General features: G+C 49.0%; 16 protein-coding genes. All 16 read right to left on the reverse strand.

Annotated elements, in window-relative coordinates; translation table 11 throughout:
* Window positions 1-37: 37 nt before the first annotated feature.
* The 16 genes from ACYVH9_RS30955 to ACYVH9_RS31030 all read right to left on the reverse strand — a co-directional run bounded on the left by ACYVH9_RS30955 (window position 38) and on the right by ACYVH9_RS31030 (window position 18,889).
* On the reverse strand, window positions 38-547 hold the full coding sequence (locus ACYVH9_RS30955; protein WP_460640331.1) for a hypothetical protein: 510 nt from the start codon (window positions 545-547) through the stop codon (window positions 38-40).
* Window positions 548-669: 122 nt separating this feature from the next.
* Window positions 670-1,128, reverse strand: coding sequence for a hypothetical protein (locus ACYVH9_RS30960; RefSeq protein WP_460640332.1), 459 nt, complete (start codon window positions 1,126-1,128; stop codon window positions 670-672).
* A gap of 48 nt (window positions 1,129-1,176) precedes the next feature.
* The gene (locus ACYVH9_RS30965; protein ID WP_460640333.1) at window positions 1,177-4,188 is read right to left on the reverse strand and encodes a coiled-coil domain-containing protein; all 3,012 of its coding nucleotides are present in this window, start codon (window positions 4,186-4,188) and stop codon (window positions 1,177-1,179) included.
* A 32-nt stretch (window positions 4,189-4,220) separates the two neighbouring features.
* Window positions 4,221-4,907: a hypothetical protein gene (locus ACYVH9_RS30970; RefSeq protein ID WP_460640334.1), complete on the reverse strand. Its 687-nt coding sequence runs from the start codon at window positions 4,905-4,907 to the stop codon at window positions 4,221-4,223.
* Between the two features lies 1 nt (window position 4,908).
* Window positions 4,909-7,014 carry a hypothetical protein gene (locus ACYVH9_RS30975; protein ID WP_460640335.1) on the reverse strand — a complete coding sequence of 702 codons (2,106 nt, stop codon included), beginning with the start codon at window positions 7,012-7,014 and terminating at the stop codon, window positions 4,909-4,911.
* A 110-nt stretch (window positions 7,015-7,124) separates the two neighbouring features.
* Window positions 7,125-8,711: a terminase large subunit domain-containing protein gene (locus ACYVH9_RS30980; RefSeq protein WP_460640336.1), complete on the reverse strand. Its 1,587-nt coding sequence runs from the start codon at window positions 8,709-8,711 to the stop codon at window positions 7,125-7,127.
* Window positions 8,701-9,063 carry a hypothetical protein gene (locus ACYVH9_RS30985; RefSeq protein WP_460640337.1) on the reverse strand — a complete coding sequence of 121 codons (363 nt, stop codon included), beginning with the start codon at window positions 9,061-9,063 and terminating at the stop codon, window positions 8,701-8,703. The genes ACYVH9_RS30980 and ACYVH9_RS30985 overlap by 11 nt, the downstream gene beginning before the upstream one ends.
* A gap of 299 nt (window positions 9,064-9,362) precedes the next feature.
* Complete coding sequence (locus ACYVH9_RS30990; RefSeq protein WP_460640338.1) at window positions 9,363-10,385, reverse strand: DNA cytosine methyltransferase; 1,023 nt, start codon at window positions 10,383-10,385, stop codon at window positions 9,363-9,365.
* Window positions 10,373-11,029, reverse strand: coding sequence for a methyltransferase domain-containing protein (locus ACYVH9_RS30995; protein ID WP_460640339.1), 657 nt, complete (start codon window positions 11,027-11,029; stop codon window positions 10,373-10,375). Before ACYVH9_RS30995 ends, ACYVH9_RS30990 begins: the two co-directional genes overlap by 13 nt.
* Window positions 11,016-11,486, reverse strand: a complete 471-nt coding sequence (locus ACYVH9_RS31000; RefSeq protein ID WP_460640340.1) for a ParB N-terminal domain-containing protein — start codon at window positions 11,484-11,486, stop codon at window positions 11,016-11,018. Before ACYVH9_RS31000 ends, ACYVH9_RS30995 begins: the two co-directional genes overlap by 14 nt.
* Window positions 11,487-11,694: 208 nt before the next feature.
* On the reverse strand, window positions 11,695-12,030 hold the full coding sequence (locus ACYVH9_RS31005; protein ID WP_460640341.1) for a hypothetical protein: 336 nt from the start codon (window positions 12,028-12,030) through the stop codon (window positions 11,695-11,697).
* Between the two features lie 1,154 nt (window positions 12,031-13,184).
* Complete coding sequence (locus ACYVH9_RS31010) at window positions 13,185-14,324, reverse strand: hypothetical protein (RefSeq protein WP_460640342.1); 1,140 nt, start codon at window positions 14,322-14,324, stop codon at window positions 13,185-13,187.
* The gene (locus ACYVH9_RS31015; protein WP_460640343.1) at window positions 14,321-15,127 is read right to left on the reverse strand and encodes a hypothetical protein; all 807 of its coding nucleotides are present in this window, start codon (window positions 15,125-15,127) and stop codon (window positions 14,321-14,323) included. Before ACYVH9_RS31015 ends, ACYVH9_RS31010 begins: the two co-directional genes overlap by 4 nt.
* Window positions 15,124-15,399, reverse strand: a complete 276-nt coding sequence (locus ACYVH9_RS31020) for a hypothetical protein (RefSeq protein WP_460640344.1) — start codon at window positions 15,397-15,399, stop codon at window positions 15,124-15,126. The genes ACYVH9_RS31015 and ACYVH9_RS31020 overlap by 4 nt, the downstream gene beginning before the upstream one ends.
* 54 nt (window positions 15,400-15,453) lie before the next feature.
* Window positions 15,454-16,203: a ParA family protein gene (locus ACYVH9_RS31025; protein WP_460640345.1), complete on the reverse strand. Its 750-nt coding sequence runs from the start codon at window positions 16,201-16,203 to the stop codon at window positions 15,454-15,456.
* A 40-nt stretch (window positions 16,204-16,243) separates the two neighbouring features.
* The gene (locus tag ACYVH9_RS31030) at window positions 16,244-18,889 is read right to left on the reverse strand and encodes a bifunctional DNA primase/polymerase (RefSeq protein ID WP_460640346.1); all 2,646 of its coding nucleotides are present in this window, start codon (window positions 18,887-18,889) and stop codon (window positions 16,244-16,246) included.
* Between the last annotated feature and the right edge of the window lie 39 nt (window positions 18,890-18,928).

The following is an 18,928-nucleotide window of genomic DNA, read 5'->3' on the forward strand; positions in this document are numbered from 1 at the left end:
TTTTCTATTTGTATGAATAAATAGAAACTGGGGATTGTTATGCTTCAACCGCTTCTAGTTCATCCTCTTCTACTTCGGGCGCTTTATCCTCAAGATAAGATTTAGCCATGTTTTGATGCTTCCGCTGCAAACGGCCATTCTTAAGGACATATTCAACCGTTCCAATCAATGCACCACCCCAAATACTGACTAGCGGGAACTGTTCGCTCACCTGCTCAGCGGTTAGTAATTCTGGGGTTTTAGCCGCCGGGTAAACGGGTATCTGCCACAAGCCCCGTTTGTGAATCCTGTACCCCTCAGGCATCTCAACGTCAGACTCAAGTACACAGGCGCTCAGTTCGGACAGCTTCCACGTCTGACCATCTGCCGGAATGCACCCGCTAAATTGCCGGTAAGCACCTTCTTCGGATTGGGGGCGGAGTTTCATTTGCTCGGTTGTCGCTTCCAGGAAGGTCCATCGGGTGTAGGCTCCATAGAAGTAATGCCCGTCAATCATTTCACTCCCCCGGTGTTCTTTCAAGTAAACCTTTAGCTTGTGAGAAGACATAGATGTTTTTAGTAGATTGTTCGCCGATTCTGGCCATACTTCGCGCAGGATATGGCCTAGAATCAACGAACATGGAAAAGTTGATGAAGTATATACTTTAAATAGATCGCTTGTCTACGGGCTTAATTTTGACGCTTCTCGGGTAGCGTTGCCAAGAATTGTTCTTCTAATGTCAGTGCCCGGTCTGCTATGCGTTCTGACGTATGGGTAAGGCTTTCGAAAATCTTGTCTTTGCCGACAATCTCCGTCATCAGGAAGGTCACCTTTTGCGACTCAATAGCCAGCTCTACCGCTAATGTTTGTTTGCTTTTAGTAGCAGCCTGGAAGCCTAGTATTGACTGGTAGAGGGCGGGGCGAGGGTATCGGCGCCAAGCTGCGGGAGTCGCTCCGGTCTGATGGCATTCGATCAGGTGCCTTAAACGGTCGATCTCATCGGCGGCTATTTCTTCGGTAATTAGGCTACAGTAGTCGTTGAGGATCTGATCGGTTTCTTTGTTGCGCCAATCCGGGAAAAGCTGTAGCACAGAGCCGATTAGATATTGACGGTAAACGAAACGGTATGTTCTTTTGAAAATATTCATTGTTTTTGGTTGGTTATGGGCCACACCCAAAATGCGGCCTGGTTATAATTATGATCCGAAACCGTTGTCGTGGCGACTTTCTCGAACCTGAACATTTGATTGCGCGGTGTTGATGTCAACAACCTTCGTTATGATTGGATTGGCTCTTAGTTCGGCACCCAATGCTGATGCTAGCTTGTCATAATTTATTTCCTGCGGCTGTATCTGGTTATAAACCCCGCCTGTTGCATAGTTGGTAATCGTACTCGGGAGCGGCACCGTATAGCCACTTCCAAGGCTCGGGTGGCCCGGATAGGCCCGGCCACCACCCAATTGATTCAGGAAGGATAGTAGTGGCCCAAACATGCTGGTAGCCTTGGCCGTGTTGACCGACTCGCCGTTGGACAGTTTGGCATTGATAGAATCGCTCGTACCGGTTCCGGGCCCTTTGACCATTGGGCCGTTGCGATTGCTGCTGTACACCCCGCCTTGCGCAAATTTCTGCTGATCAATCAAGACCTGTTGAGCGATACCCTGAGCCGCTACGACCGCCGCCAGAATGGCATTGAAGGGTGGAGGTGCTCCCGTAAGGGCTTTGGTGACCGCTACTCCCGTATTAATCAATGCTTCGACGCGGGCAATTCTCCGGCGCTTTTCGGCACCTTCTTTCTCCAACTGCTCCCGTTTTTTCTGGTAGTCCTCTTCAATGGCGGCTCGTAGCTCGGCATTGTTGCCCGCCGATTTTAAAGCTGCATCCTGCTGCTCATTGAATGCCTGTTCCTGGACCAGCCGTTGGGCCTCAAAGATGCTGGCAAAAATCGCCGTGGCACGGCTGGCAATGTCAGCCACATTGTCAATGAATTGTTGATCTCGCTGCCGTTCCCGATCACGCATGATCCGGTCAAAGGCACTCTGAATCTCATCTTTTTTGATCTGGTTGTCTTTGTAAAGCTCTAACTCCCGCTCAAGTTGTTTCTGTAGCAATTCGGTTTGGATGTCGTATTCTTCTTTGCTGCCTTGAATCGTTGCGTTGAGCCGCGTTTGAATGCGTATCTGATCGTTTTCCTTATCCTTGAGGATACGCTCCTTGGCTAGCTGATCCTGCGCCCGTTGGTACCGGCTACGAACCTCGGCTTTCTGTTCTTCGGATAGATCAACGTTGGCCAGCTCTTCTTTCAGTTGCGCATCAAGCATTTCCTTCCGCAAATCGAACTCGGCCTCAGTTCCTTCCCGGACCGCGTTTAAACGGGCTTGAATGGCCGCAACGTCGTTCTGGGCTAATTGAGCTTTAAGTGCATTATCAACCGCCAGCTTCTGGGCTTTCTCGCTGGCATCAATCTCTTTGAGCCTAGCCGCCCGTTCTTTTGCATTGGTGATGGTGCTGACGGTAGCAATCCGATCTTGTGCGGCCCGGTTGGCAATCAAGGACTTCATCAGCTTTGCCTCCTCTTCCGTGCCTCTTTTTACCAGAGCCAATTCAGCGTTGATGTTGGATTCCCGAATCTTAAAGAAGCGCTGCTGTTCGTTAATGACGCTACCAGTACGAAGGTCAACAATTGAAGCTGCTGCCTGGGCATCGATCAAGTCCCTTTCCCGCTTGGTGGCGGCATTCTTCTTGTCGAGCTTGGCGCGGGCTAAAATTAAATCTTCTTCAATTTTTAGCGTCTCCCGGCCAGCTTTTCTTGCTGCATTGATTAACAATTCATAGCCGCCAATTTGAGCCTGCAGGGCGCTCTTTGCCAACTCCTTTTGCTTTTCCGCTTGCTCTTTAACCAGGCTGTTGTAGGTGTTCTGAATTTCAGTTCCCCTTTCATAGCGATCTTCCCGAATGTCTCCTAGTTCGCGCTCGGCTTCGGCCACCTTCTTTTTGTCTTCAAAGTTGTTACCATTTAACCGTGCTTCTTCTTTCAAGTTTTTAATGATTCGGAGCTGGAAAGCCTCCCGCTTAGACTGTAATTCAACCTCAATGGTTCCGGCCTTTCGGATGGCTGCGTTGCGCTCGGCGAATGATTTGGTGGTGTCGTCAGCAATTTGCTTGAGCCGCTCGGACTCTCCCCGCATTAACTTATAGTCGGCTTCCATCTGGATAGACAAATCCCGAATCTTCTGACTTTCCAGGGCAACGGCTTCACCCGCCTTTCGGGTTTTGTTGAGTTCGGTGGTTAGCCCCGAAACCTTTTTGGTGGCATCGGTAATGCCAGTGCCAAATTGAACGACACCATCAAGCAGTTTGGTGGCACTGCCCGTCCGGATGCCTTCCCAAATCACCTTGAAGGAGTTAAGCCGGTTGATGACGTTGTTTTGTAGAAAGTCACCGAATTTCTTGAATGCCTCGCCGGGCTTGTCAATCGCTTCGATAATCGCTTTGCCCATCGCTGAAAAACGGCTGGTGATTGCGCTTACTACCGCCGAAACGCCCGCCATCTTTCGGCTAAGCAAATCCATTCCTTCCTGTGATTTGGTCAGGAAGGCAATCAGCGACCCGAGGATTACTACCAGTAGGCCAATACCTGAAGCGGCCAGCGCGGCTTTGATACCCGTTAATCCTAGCTGCGCTCCTTTCAGGCTTGTTATCCAAGCGTCGGTTCCCGTCTTGATCCCTTCGATACTAACGCCAAACACTTCATACTCGCTGACCATCTCCCGAAACGTTTTCCGGGTTTTACTGATCGCTTCATCGGTGCGCCCTAGTTCGGTTCGCTGTTCAATGATTTGCTTAACCAACGCCTTACCCTCGGCACTTTCCCGCTGGGCACGGCTCATCTCCTGGTATTTGGTGACCAGTTCGTCCGTGGCCGCCGATAAACTCTTGATGCTATCAATCGCTAGCTTGCTGGCTTTACGGCCCTCATCCAAGGCTTTGCCCTGGTCCTTGATCTGGTTACTCGTTTTCTTTATCTTCTCGCCCAGATCAAAGTTTTTTTCGGCGTACTGTTCGGCGGTTATCTTACCCTCCTTAAACTGCTTATTTAGTTCTGCTTGCTGGCCCTTAAGTCCCAGCATCTCCTTGTTAAGAGCGATGATCTTTTCCCGAGCTCCGGCTTCATCGTACTCCAGGCGTAATAATAGCGTCTCTGCCATGTCCTTCGTGCTTGTTGTTTACCTAGGTTATTTCATTCTCTGCCCATCAGGATTACTTTATAGTGCTTACCCGTAAAGTTTTGCCACCAGAACCACAGACGCGCTTTCAGTGATTTATGGTGGTATTCCTTCGTTTTCATCATCACCAGTTCCGGATCAAGTCCTTTCCGGAGTTCCCGGTATTCGCCAGACGCCCACAGATTCATATAGTGATTTGCCAGCGGGACTGCCTCCAGGCAAGACATAGTCTGGATGGACGGGGCGATGTCGAGGAATTTATCAAAGTCACCAAATGAAGGATCGCAGGATACCTGGTAGTATAGCAGAACACTAAGGAAAGGAACAGCAAACGAGTATCCTTCAATGTCTTCTAGGTCATGGTGCCCTAACCCCAAATCCCTTAGATATTCAGTATGACCCATTCGTAAGTCCGGCCACTCAAGTACTTTGATTCGGCGGTTTTCAATGGTGACGTACTCCGGGAGCGTCAGCGCATCAAGGCGTAACGGGGTTTGCAGAAAGTCCAGCTTGGCTAAAATCTGGCTACAGTGCTCATCAGAAAGCGAGGAAAAGAGCTGCCGATTGTCCGCCAGTGCTCCTAACGCTATCGGGGCGGTTGCGTCTTTGATCGCGGAAATGGCGACAAACTGTCCTAAATTAACTTCTTCCCACGCTGAAGGGAAATTGATTATTCCTTGTTTGGTTTCTACTTGTAGCATATCAGTAAGCGGTTAAAATAACATTGACTGGGTGGCCATCTTTCCAGCCCTTTACCTGACTGATGAGAAAGCGGGCGGTACCAATCGCCTGCGCGCCGATCCGGACCATTTGCAGTTGTACCGGCTGGGCTAGGTCGAGATTCATAAGGTCGTTTGGACGCAGGTAGAGCGAAACCTCAAACGTTCGCGGCCGGCGTAAGATGAGCTTCAATCCCGTAAAGTACCGCTCGATCAGTGATTGCTCCCGCATATTCTGGACCCGATCAAAGCAGAGCGTGAAAGCGTTCTCTTCCGTGCGGATAGTCTCCGGGCGGACGCCGAACCATGCCCCCACCAGCGTAACCGTTGCGTCAACCAGCGATTCACCGCTGCGTATCTTCGTGGGCACAGAAAACGTCTTGGTCGGCTCAATGAGGATCAGCCGCGCGCCGGCCGATTTTTTGGTAATGCTGGTTTGTCCTCCGGCGGGGGTGTTTACGGTCCGGGTTTCAATAAAGAGGGGTCTACCGTACCCTGTTACATCGGTCTTGCTATCAATGCTCGCCGAGAAGGGTAGCGTAAACAGAATTGCATCATTCGGCAGGGTGTTGGCATCGCAACCGATTACACCGTCACCGTAATACGCCTGGGGGCTGTTGCTGCTGGATTTGCCACCGGAGAAGTTAACCACCTCCTCAGCCTCCCGCCATTTAACGAAGTTGCGCTGCCCATAGCCACCAATAGACGGGGTGTGAACTGGCTCTACTGCTTCGTTTACCAGCGTCGAAATGTCTTTGGGCGGCTGCTTAACCTGATCGGAGACCTTAACTAGCTCAATGGTTTTTCGCAGGTCATCAATGCGGAACCAACCCTGCATCATAAATGCAATCGACAGCAGCAGATCCCGGCACTTCATTTCCGGAAGGTTTCCGGCTACCGGCCATTTATCGCCGAACTTGATCGTGTTATCGGGAATGAACGACGCATGGGAGGTATCCGGCGTTTGATAGAGCTTTATGTCCCCTTTGGTAACGTTGGTACGCTTGCCTACTTCCAGCCGAATACGCACCGAGTCGTTCGCTTTCAGGTCTACAAACGTATCCAGTGTAACAGACGCCTTCTTTTTAAGTCCGGTGTATTCGCGGTATTGGTTGTACGGACCGCCTTTGCTCCAATAGCCCTGGGCCCGGTTGGTGCCGTTGACCTCGCAAATCAGTTTTACTTCCAGAGCGCCCACGTCCACGGTGGCCATGAACTCCTGATAAGCATTGACTTTCAGGCGCATCGGTTGATCAGCGACGTAGGAAGTAATAGCCGTGCGGTAGTTTTTGGCGCTACCATTAGAAAAGCGTTTATCCGCGGAGGAGTCCACGGTAAAGGGTTGGATTCGGCTAACCTTCTGGTTGGTCACCAGGTCAAACCGCCGCTCTAAAGGCTCGGCTTCAACCAGCGTCACGCGGGCCGTGCGGTCATCAACCCACTTCTGATCGTGCCCAGTCGCTTCGGCTTCGGAGAATGGAATTGCCATCGCTTTGTATAGCGGATCAGACACCCAGTCCCCTATAGCCCTATAGCCCGACTCCAGTAACATTTGCCCCACAATAGCCGTAACCCTTACCGATGGAAATAAAGCGTCGTAGGGCACATTACCCGGCCCCATTGTACCATAGTCAATCAGGGGGTAACACACATCGGTGCCAATTTTATTTAGAACGTCAATAGTGGGAATATTCCAGTCGTGATTGAGGTGTGACAGATTAAGGTGGCGTAGTGATTTGGCGGCCAGTTGGTCAAGCAGATTTTGCTTGGTTTCTGACAACTCCACTGTCCAACCCCCGGCAAATGACTTTAAGATACTTGATCCCCTGAACAACTTTAAGCCCGACTTGATCACATACGCATCGAGTTTCTGGTATGGGTTCGGCCCCCCCGCGTCGATCTGCTCACAGCCGCGCAGGAGTTGCCGCACCGCGTTCGTGTCAGGCAGGGTGGCGGAATTAGTATAGGAGGATTGGAGCGAATCTGGCTTGGATAAATCGTTGGCCTGTAGGGTGAGTTCAAAGTCAACGTCAGCTACCCAGTTGTGCGGGGAACGTTCGCCTTCGGCTATATAAAGTCCGTCTTCCATTGGTATCGTAAGTTAGTAATTTCCATGCTTACCGTAAAAAAAACTTTTTAGAGACACTTGAGTAGAACAAATTCCTTGTATCTACATCAAATTTCAACAGTTTAATTTGACTACCAGGCGCGACCAGTGCGACCAGTGGCGGGTCCAAACCGGCTGGGCGGGATTGGTGCGCGGTAGGCGGAAGTTTCCCCGCTTGGTACTGGTTCTATCTCAAATGATTCACGCATGGCGAACATATCCATCAAGTCTGGTGATTCGCCCTGAAGGATAATCTTCATTTGCTTCTTGGGAATTAGAGCTAGCTTCCCCTCACTGTCGGGATTGGCCCGCTTGATGGCTTTGCGTTCGTGGATAAAGCGCTGACGAATCGTCATCTTATCGTCATACATCCGGTTTGCCACATCCTCGGAGACCTTATAGCCCCCTTCGGAAACCCGGTTTGAGCTGCGGTAGAAGCATTGGGCCTTTAGGTTTTCGTAGTTCTCTTTTACCTTCCGCCCATCGGTACCGCGTACCTCTTTGGGGGTGCCATTGTTATGGAACGGGATAGCTCCCTCAATGAAGCCGTCAACAAATCCGCCGACGCCATCGGCATCGTAGGTGAAGTGCCGGTTTTGAATCTTGTGCATAGCCATTAGCCGCTTGGCTTCGTCAACAACCTTCTTACCGTCGCTTATGTCAAGGATCGAAATGTCGGTTAGTTCAAAGCCGTACCATACGCCAAAAACCAGCTTGTTAGAACCTTTCAGGGCAATATCGGCGGTTAGGTATCGTCCACTGCTTTCGACCTTGTAGGCATTGTTAAACATCCCTAGAAACGCCGGATAACTATAAAGGTCACGGTCGGAGATAACCGCTTTCCAACTGCCGTGTAACAACTGCGCTACGGTGCCCTCATCCTGCGCCATCAGGTTTGCCAGGTAAGAAGGGTCTTTACCTAGCAGCTCCCGGTTATCGACCAGTTTGCCCGAGATAAAAGTGATTGACTTAATGAACGTATCAATAGATACGTTGTACTGCTCGGCCATTGGTTCCAGAAAGTGAGATGCCTTATCGGCAACTTCCTCAAACGTGTTACCCCAAACGTAGTTGTCACCCGACATTGTAAACCACCGAATAACCCCGTCGCGCTCCGGAATAGGTAAGCCCGACTCGGGATCAATCCACCAGGCGATTAGCTCGGCCACCCAGCTATCTGGGTCAGGGTTGCAGGTGGCCCGAACATAGGGCTTTACTCCGCAGGTAGACCGGTTCCGGGTGAGCATGTAGAAAAACATCTTCTTGGTGAAGTGCGGCAACTCATCCCACAGAATCAACGGAATCTCTGAACCCTGCCAATCCAGCAGGTCACTTTCGTACTGTAAGTGTTTAAAGCTGACCCGGCCACCATTAGGCCAGTGCCAGTCTAAGCGCGACTGTCGAGGGATTCCGCCAGCGAGCGAATAAATTGCTGAGGATGCGTCCCAAAGTCCACCCTGGGCGCTGATCTGGGGCGACGTTCGGCGGAAACAGACCGCACCAAAATTCGCATTGGATTGAACGTGTCGAAGTGGTTCTAGCAGCAGAGAAAATGTTTTGCCCACACCGGCCGCAGCTCCGCCAATAACAATGTCCGCGGCTGAAGACAGCGCATTCATCTGGTAGCCCGGCTGCGGTCCGATGTACCGAATACTCTCCGTTTCTGTCTCAACGACCATTGTCAGGTATTTTGAAAATTATGACGTTAGTTTTGTCACCCGGTGTGTCGATTTCCTGCTTTGGCGCGCCGTAGGCCGAGTCCATAACAACCTTGTAGGAACCAGCCCGACGCTTTCCGGAAACGGCATCGTTGATCTGCACAATAGTCATTATTTCCTCGACCGTCATTTTGTCAATATCGTCCCCAACGATCTCCTTAATTTTAGCGAGGGATGCGCCAAATATGACATTCTTTCCCAATGCCGCCAGTATCTTTTTGGCAACGGTTGAACGGTTTGGCGATCCTTTTGGCCTTCCGGCTGGATTGCGCACTTCTCCGGGCTTTGCTGGCTTTAAGTTTTCGTCGTTCATGGTTTTAGTTTATTAATGATTACGTCTACCCTGGGTCCGTATAATTCACGTAGGTATTCAATGGCGGATGGGGCTATGCCTTCTTTTGCCAAATGAGCAATCACCTTCTTTGCTAATGTGGCACCGTTAAGCGTCCCTTTGGGTCTTCCGTTCGGGTTTCTGACTTCGCCCTTCTTCGCCGGTTTAAGGTTTTGACTGTTGGCCATTGGTAGCGGGCGATTTTAGGGTAAGCGTTCCTCTTTGTTTTAATTTCAAGAACCGCCGAAAGGCGACTACTTGCTGTATCTGTTCGTTTCGCTTCACGGCTGTTCGTGGCTATTGATTGGAACCTTACTCAATACTTCTTCGGCAATTATTCGCGCAATTGCTTCCATCATTTTAGGCGGTACACTGCGGCCAATTCCCTCGGCATTCCGACCATAGGACCCGACCAGTTGGTAATCATTGGGGAACGACTGTAACGCCTTGAGTTCATCGATATACAGGTGGCGCGGCTCTTTCCAGTGGAATAGGTCGTCCGAAGCGTGGGCAGTGATCGTATTGGCCGGCCGCAGGGCGTGCAGCTTAACTTTGGAAAACCAGCCCTTCTTTCCGGTCTTTCGGTAGTTGGACTCCTCCATTGACTCACCGGGCTTGGTGACGCCCCAATACTCGTACTGCAAGTCCGATATACTAACGTCTTCGGTTTTGCGTATCTGGTAGGCCCGGATAGCTTCGCTCGCGCTGATGATGCGGCTCGTGGGCAGAGGAAACACCGGATCAAGCCCCAGGTCATTACGAACGCCTATAAAGATAATACGCTGTCGAATCTGGGGAACCCCGTAATTGGCGGCATTTAACAGCTTCGCCTTCACCCGGTATCCAGCACCCTGAAAGGCTTCAAAGAACTGGTTGAAGTACCCTTTGCTGGCGCCCTTGATTAATCCGCTGACATTCTCGGCAACAAAGCACTTCGGTTGCATCATCTGCAGAAAGCGGATGTACTCAAAGAATAGGTCGTCGGTACGTTGCTGTTTGTTGCCGTAAGGCTTTACCTTGCCCCAACCGTCGGCGACAATGCCATTCGTGGAGAAAGAAGAGCACGGCGGGCTACCGTCGAGAATGTCCAGATCGCCCGGGTGTAGCCCTAGGTCAGAAAGGATTGCCAGCGGGTCCAGCGTTCGGATATCTGCCTGGTATACTTTTGTCGATGGGTGGTTAAGTCGGTAGTTACGGGCCTGATAGTCGAGGAACTCCACCGATGCCAGGACTTTCATACCGGCTTGCTTGTAGCCTTGTGACGATCCGCCGATGCCTGAGAATGTCGATATTACTTGATACATAGCCAGGCTTTGAATTGGAGGAACTGCCAGATGGGTGTAACGCTCGAAAAACGGCCCAGTAGGTTTAAGTTCTGCTCTTCCGATAGCGGGCGCATGATTCGCCGTAAGGATAGCTGCTTGTCGAGTATCTGCTCCGCCGTGAAGTGTTGCAGCTTCATGTCGTAATGGCTAAACGTAAACAAATCCTGAATGTAGCCATCGTTGAGAAACTGCTTCTCGGCAACGATCAACGCCCCGCCGGGCTTGAGCGATTCGTGCACCTTGGCGATTAAAGCCGCCCTCGCATCCACTGGCAGAAACTGAAGCGTAAACAACGATAAGCATAGTTCACTCGGGCCTAGCGTCAGGTCCGGACGGGTCAGGTCGTCTTTGATTAGTTGAACGCCCGCGTTGAGGGATTTACCTAGAAGGTTGTCGGACCGATCGATGCCGATCAGCGTAGCGGACTCCGGGGCAATAAGCCGGATTTTAGCCAGTAAGACGCCCGTAGAACAGCCGAGGTCATAAACTACGGCGTTCTCCTTGATAAAGTGCGTAGCGACACGTAACACCGATTCCCGCAGGTTGACGTAGTTCGGTATCGAAAGTTCAATATGATCGTCAAAGTTGGTGATCGTGTCGAATGAGAACTCAGTCGAACTCATGGCCGCAGCTGGGGCATTTGTGTTTTGTAGCCAACTTGCCGCCGATCTCGCTACCGTCCTTGGTGCTACGGGTTTTGGGCGTATCCATGACCGATTCCAGGTCAAGACCCCATTCGCTTAATAGGTCGCTATCCCAATCGGCCAGCAACTCTTCGTCCCATTCGCCGGATGACACATTGTCTTTGATGATGAACTCCCGCTCTTGCTCCGGGGTAAGACCCTTTGCCACCATAACAGGCACTTCGTTCCATCCTGCGGCCTGGGCGGCCTTGTAGCGCATATTCCCGCCTAGGATTACCATTTCTTCGTTGACGATGATCGGCCGTAGGTTCATCATCTCCGGAAAAGACTTTAGCGACTCGGTGAGCTTTTTAAGCGTGCCGTCCTGGATGGTCCGGGGATTTTCTTCGTTCGGGATCAGATCCCCGATAGGCATTTTAACGATTCCACTTTTCATCGGTAATTGTTGTTTTAGAAATATTTACTGCTATATCGAATTAGTACGGGAATTTATACAACCTATAGGCTAAATACAAAGGAAATTTTTCTGTTAGTAATGGTATTTTCTCTTATTTGTCTCTTATTACTTCGTCAAGCTAGTAGCAACAAAAAAGCACCCCCTTACTTTAGTAAGAAGGTGCCTTAGAAGAGGACAATGTTAGCTTCTAAAACAATGTGGAAGCTATGATGATTTTTAAATCGTTTACGTTGTATGGATCAATTTTTCCATAGAACAACACTTGTCGTCCAATGTGATCTTGTTCATTGCCTAAATAATCTGGCCTAAAGGTTTTTACGTATTTAATGATGACGACTTTATGCTTGTCATCTCCATCACTAGGATTAAAGATTACAAAAACGTCATTATCCTCGTCAGATCGATAAAGTACTAGCCAGGAGTCGAACTTATAACTATCGACAGGCTTAAAACTATACTCTTCCAGAAATGCCTTTATTTCGGCAAATTCTCCACCATGCCAGAGTTCGCTATATGCTCCCATTGAATAGAGTGTTTTGATTTCCCTAGAAAGGGATCAATCCTCAAGAATTACTTGGATTGCGTTCAACGTTTGTTATATGCAAAATATGCTCCGGTACTAAGATTAAAACATCCTTTTCACAATCAACTATATACACAGTCAGATATTGCATTATTTTTATAACAAATTGTATCCACACAAATGATACAAGGAGTATAAAATTTTATATAACTTTTAACTTAAAATTCGGCAAATAAACGCAAGAACGGGGGCGCAAATCTAAATTAAAATTATACAATAAAACTCTAACAATATTCTGATAATCAGTGATTTCAGATATTTTTTATGAAATTAATTCGACCTTTTTTTTGATTGTTCAACATTCTTTGTTTTACGCTTTCAACTCTGATATCGACCTTTTTTGCACAAAAAACTGACAAATATTTGCAAATTATATATTCAAAGTTCAATTTTGGATTAATCAACACGCGTTTTACGCCTAGTCATTTCTGGTAAAATCTGGAAACGAAAAAGCCAGAGAGAACATCCCTCTGGCCTATTGCGAAATGGGCAAAAAAAAGGTGCCCAGGAAGCAAGGAGAAGTTAAAAGAGAGAAACCATATCGAAAACTCGAAGCCGTAGGAAGCTTTTTTCGAGTGGTATTCTATGCTTTAAGAATCTATCTCCTTGGAGAGGAGTAGCAAGTTGCTGACCCCTCACTTTAAGGCCTTTCTGTTTTATGCAGGGGGCCTTAATGTTTTTAAAGGGAAAATATGGTGCCAAAATTACATGCCTATTTTATTTCCCTTGCATCGCAAATTTAGTGGATCAACGATCAAAACCTACTTTACCAAATATTTTTTTAAGGCATGACTAGCTTTCCATCTCCCAACAGCAAGTAATGATTTTCAGGCGCGTGGGGGGCTTTTTTTCCGGAAGGGAAGGAAGCCTGTGCGGACTTCCCTTCTTTCTTAAGAGTCTTAAAAAATACTCTTAATATTCTTACTGTTTCAAAATGGCCTATAAACTACTGTTAAACAGGTATTTACAAAATATCTTGCGCAATTAGGTACATAGCTAGCGCAATTAGGTACATAGTCTCCTGCCTTTTTGCGCAATTAGGTACATAGCTAGCGCAATTAGGTACATAGTTGTTAAGGCAACATTTTCCCTTCTCAAGTCCAGTTAGCGTTCAGGCTGAAAATGTATTTTGGGCTGCCTGTGGCACCGGCCGTGCGCTCAAATCCGAGCAGCAATCCGATGGATACAGAAACTTCAATCGCCTTATCAACCGCCTTCTTGATGAATGACTTGCCGCGCTTGGGGTCCTTCATCCAGTCTTCAGCAAGTTTGTAATATAGCTTCTCTTCGTAGACTTCTGTTTTGCCATCCTTCGGCTTGTTTGATCGGGCATGTGCCAAAAAGTCGATCAGACGGAATGTTACTTCAGATATATTGTGTGACTTGTTGGCGTCAATAATGCGCTTTATGAAGTCATCGGGGTACTCAATGTATTTTGATTCAATCTGATCCCGAAAGATGGGATTTAGGTAGATAATGACTTCTGACCGCGTGGAAGTCAAAACATCATTCTCATTGTAGATTTTCCGGTTGGTGGTGAAAATATCCAACAGTGTTTCAAAACCTTCGATTTCGTCCACGATTCTCCCCCCGCGAGCACTTGGGTCCTTCGTTTCCCGGGTGTACTTTATCAGGGCCCGCTTGTCTGGATCATTCGCCAGTGGCATCAACATTCCTAAAACGTTCTGAACGTCTCTCCCGCTGGGCGTTTCGCCACCTTTATACTCTTTTGTGATCTCGTAAAGCGTCAGGGCTAAAGATGCTGTTCGGCGATTTCGTTTATCAAATCTCAAATCAGTCCCTTCCCGGTAGGTTTCTCTGGGCGCTACGATATTGGGGTCAACATTGCCCGTAAAGTAGTCGCTCCGCGTTTTGTCCGTGTGTTGACTCTTCTTATGTAATAGCTTCGATATGCAAATAAGGAGCTTGTGCTCACCCTTGGTTAATTTTAACCCGATCCCTTTTTCATTTATCCATTCGGCGGATTTGCCGAGCTTGGTAATCTTATCCTGAGTAGTCGGTAATAGCTGATCAAAAATTGATAGTTGGTCAGACTGCCCCTTTGGGTAACTGTACTTCTGGGTTTGCTCAACGAGTATGGATGCACGCATGAAGGACCCCTCTCTGCTAGGCGGCTCTACCCGAAGCGACTTTGCCGACGTCAGCGTGTCGAGCTGATTCGGAACTATCGGATTAACCTTCTCCTTTTTAATCAACTTTCGTTTCTGGCTCATAGCTCACCGATTAGGGCCTTTCGATTCTTGATCATTTCATACAAGTCGTCATCGACAAGTAGTTGGCTAGTATCAGGATAAATGGCGAAACGAACCTGCTCTTCAGACAGACCAGAGCGCCACTTTGTATACTTGGGCATGAATCCCTCCGTGTCTTCGATTGCGCGAAGAATCCGTTCAAAAACTTTTAGGTAAGGCTTCGGCCAGGTATCATAGGTGCTCATCGTATCAATCAGCTGTAGCGATGCATCACGAAGCTGAACGACGATCATCTCGGCCCTTCTTCGCCATTCGAGAATAACGGTTTCGAGGGGCCGTGTCACTGCCGGCGTCTTACGGTCCGTTACAATTTCAATCTGCTCACTTTCGCCGGACTTCTCTCCTACTTCTACAAACAGCAGGTTTTCCGACTCCTGAATCATTTTGGCAATAGCTTTTGATTTTGGGGGGCCAACCTCCCGCAGCACATTGTTCAGCAGGTTCTCTGTCTCTTGGTAGCTCTCCCAAAGCATAGCGTAGCCTGTGATGTATGCAACCGCTTCCCGATAGGCGTAATGAAGTTGCTTGATGGCCAGCAGGCTTACCCATATTTGGGTTCTTGCCCAGAAGGTTTGATCATAAAGGGCGCGCCCCCTAGTGGTTTCCAAAGACTTTTCAATCAGGGCAACTTCTTCATCATTGAGCAGGTACTTATCAAATTCAGGATCACCCGTACCGTCTGCGGCGAAATGGTCGATCAGAATTTCTACCCGGTCTTTGATGGGCCTTTTAATTATATCTGTTGCGCTTCGCCTGGTCTTCATCTGGTCTTGTTAATGGGTTGGATGGTGCCGTTCTCTTTTTCGTACTTCTGGATATAACCCTCCAGGGCATCGGCAACAACTTCTTTTAAAAGTCGCCGGTCCCAATACGCTACGGCTTTAAGTTTATTAACCAGGTCCTCTGGAACAATGAAGGTGGCCCGCGTTTCGGCAGATACCGGAGTCGCCGTTGTTGCGGTAGGGCGTGGCTGTTCTGGTTGCGGCTTTCCTCCTAATAGCGATTGAATACCGCCTGTAAGGTCTTTCTTTGCCATATTATTGAGTAGTCTAAGTTTACTAGGTTTACTTTACTTACTAAGGTTATTTGGTCAACCATTTAAACCGGCTACCTCTATACTGAGCGAGGTATAATCTTCGGCTCCGTTTGACTTCGGGTTATACCGGAAGATGTCTAGCCCCTGTGTCGGGGCTTCGGCTAGGGCTACGTTGTCACGGATGCGGGTTGAAAGTACCTGCCCAGTGAAGTGTCCCAGAACAGCATCAGCAATGTTTCGATTGAGAACCTTTCGGCTATCGTATTGAGTTAGGAATACCCCGCCAATCCTCAGCTTCTTATTGAGTCGCTTTTGAATCTTATCTATGACCTCAAGCATTTTGGTTAATCCCTGGGTGGCCAGGAACTGTGCCTGCAACGGAATCAATATTTCGTCAGCTGCGGTGAGTGCATTAACCGCCAACAGCCCCAGCGATGGGGGGCAGTCAATAAGGATATAGTCGTAGTTTTTGCGGATCGGGTCAAGCGATTCACGTAAGATATACTCCCGACCCGTTTCAGCGCTCAACTCAATCTCGGCGCCCGACAGGTCCAGTGTAGAAGGGACTATATCGAATCCATCCAGTACGACCACTGGCGATATGGGTGCCCTACCACTCATCGTGTCGTAGATGGTTATAGCCGGATTGGTAACCCCTAGCGACTGCGTTAGATTGGCCTGCGGATCCAGGTCAATCAAAAGAACTCGTTTTCCCATCCGGTTCAGGCCCGCCCCCAGGTTGATCGTTGAGGTAGTCTTGGCGACACCACCTTTGTTATTTGCCAGTGCAATTACCTTACTCATATTATCAGGTTTACTAAGTTTACTGTACTTATCAGAGTTACTAAAAATCTATTCCGTCTTCGTTGTTAGATAACTGGCCGTTAAAAAATGTTGTAGGTGAATGTACACTACTATTCCAGTTCGTCTCAACCGTCCGGTTTGAGATGACACCCGTACTGCCTTCAAAGATCAGGCATTCGCCTAGACCGCTGCCCGTCGATGGGCCGCCCCGGAATTTCAAAACCTCGGCGTACATATCCCCCATGCGTTTGCAGGTATTTATGAAGTCGATCTCGTCATCGGTGCAAAGAGGCTTTTTGTGAAGATTCCAGAATCCGACAATGCAGTTTGCGATTTTCTCAATATCGGAGGCATCGGCGATATTGGTAGGGTGCATGCGCATTGGGCTCACCACCTGGCGGCTAAATTGAGCACAGAGGATAATAGGTAGCCCCGTATCAACCGCAGCATTTTTAAGATCAAGGCAGACCTGTTTTAACTCTTCAGCCCGAGGTCCTGACTTAAACTCTTCCTTTCGCAGCAGCTGCATATAATCAATGAAGATACCGCCCGCGTTGCCGTGTTTTGCCAGATACCGAACAGCGTCGGAGAGTTGGCCGGACCCGAACTCGGTATAATGGATCGAGAGCCTACCCGTTTCTACCAATTCACCGAAAAACTCGGTTCGTTTTTGGTTGAAGATATCCCGGTCAATCGCGTTGATATACTTAAGCGGGTCTTCCTCGTTTCGGTAATACGACCGAATGCTGTTACGATTGTTGGCACTAATCTTCTTTCCAATGTACACGCTCAGGGTTGTTACCAAGACGCTATCGGCATCCTCTTCGTAACTAAACATATAGAAGGATTTGTCCGTCTTTGACTGTACAGCCCGCAACAACGAGTTAACTAGAAGTGTCGTTTTGCCGTGGTTCGTTGGGGCAACCAGTAGACTGATGGCTCCGGCGGGGAATTTGACCTGTTCACCCGCGATAGTGTAGCCAGTCTCCAGGTCTTCGGGCTTCTTTTTGATTCGTTCGGCAAAGGCCGCTTCGGTCGTTGGTAGCAATAAACTCGAAAAGTTGTCCTTGGCCGTCTTAGATTTAATTTGCTGAATCCCCTTGCTCAGGTCAGCCATTGCCCCGTTCAAATCGCCGGTGTCTTGCTTTTTGCGAACACGCTCCAGCAAATCGGACATTTCGGTTTTTTGAGCTTCAATGGCCCGATCAAACCGGATTTTCTCCGCAATAGCCGTGTAAGTCTCTTCAGTTATCCCTAGCTCGTTTTCTTTTCCGAAGCGCAACACCAGATCCCGGTACCGTTCCCGGTCGCCCGGGTCTTTTATGTTAGCGCCCGTGTCGTGAACCTTTTCAAAAAAACGGTCCTCTTCTTCGGCTTTGAGGTATCCTCCGTTCTTGGTGTACAGTTCATTGTAGCGACGAAACAGACGGTTCGCCAGAAACTCATAAGGTCGCAAAGATTCGCCCTCCTTAGATTCAATGGTGGCCACCTGCCGAACGTAAATCCGCGCCTGCGTCCACGCGTTCAATGCGTTCAATACGTGTACAACCTCGCGCTCTGATTTGTCGTCAACGTAGTAGATGTAAACGGATTCGAGGTCTGCGGCTTTAACGTTCTCCACCTTAAGCATAAGGTTGACATCAACCAGCGTAACAGGCTGCTTCGCTTTATCAATACCCTCCACCCGTATTTTGTCGGCCTTTACCTGGGTTGGCTCCTGAGTACGTGAAGCGGTTGTGCGTGGTGACCCGTACCCCATTTCAAGCAGCCGACGGGCAGCCAGGCTTTTGTCTCCGCCACACTCAAGTTGAATGAATACGTCGGACGGGCTATGAGCCCTTTCGGAATCAAACTCGGAGCTACTAGTCCAAACGTAGAACTTACGCAGTTCTTCGTGGAAGTTACCCGATGTTCTGGCGGCACTTTGGCCGGGGCGCTTCATGTGCACCCTTGGCCCCTGACGGAAAACGTAGGCCCATCCGTGTTGCTGTAGCAGAGCAACTACGTCTCCGCGTTGGTTGTAGGCGGCAAACGGCGAGTCGGATAGGTCCGCATCAAAAGAGGTGCTGGCTTGCGTTCGTTGTTGCTTATACTCGGTTTGCTCTGGTTCTAGGTTAAAGCTCCGGGTAATGGCAAGGATGGTCGTGCGGTCTTCAGTGGATATAGTTGGAATGCTATTGAAGCGGCCCTGTATCAAACGGTAACCGGCAGAAGGGGGGGCCATGATAAAACCGCCCTGGCCGCGTGTCTCGATCAACACCAGCGCCTTCTCATTAGGGTTCTTTTCAATCTCTTCCGGGGTCGGTGGGCGGCGGGCTAACTTCTTGTTGCCGTCGATCTGAGCACAGCGGTAGTAGATGTGGTATCCACCACTCGGAGTGGTTGCGATTACCAGGCTATCAATTAACTCGGGCAAGGCTCCGGCGATGTTGTCCCGCAGGTCATCAAACAACCTGCCAGTAAGGTCGTATTTGCAATCAACATCAATCACTTCCAGGTTGCCCGAAATATCACCGCAGAGGATGCCGGTGCCGGTAACGTTGCTACCAGCGAACAACTGCCGCAATGTCGCTTCATCAATCCGCGTAGTTTGGTAGGCCTTCCACTCCCCAAACGGACGTTTGTCCGAAGTAGCCGGAATTGGTTGCAATCCGAATCCTATATATGATACAGCTTCTTCAATCATATCGGTAACTAAAGTTTACTAGGTTTACTCATATTATGT

This window comes from Larkinella harenae (assembly GCF_054780515.1).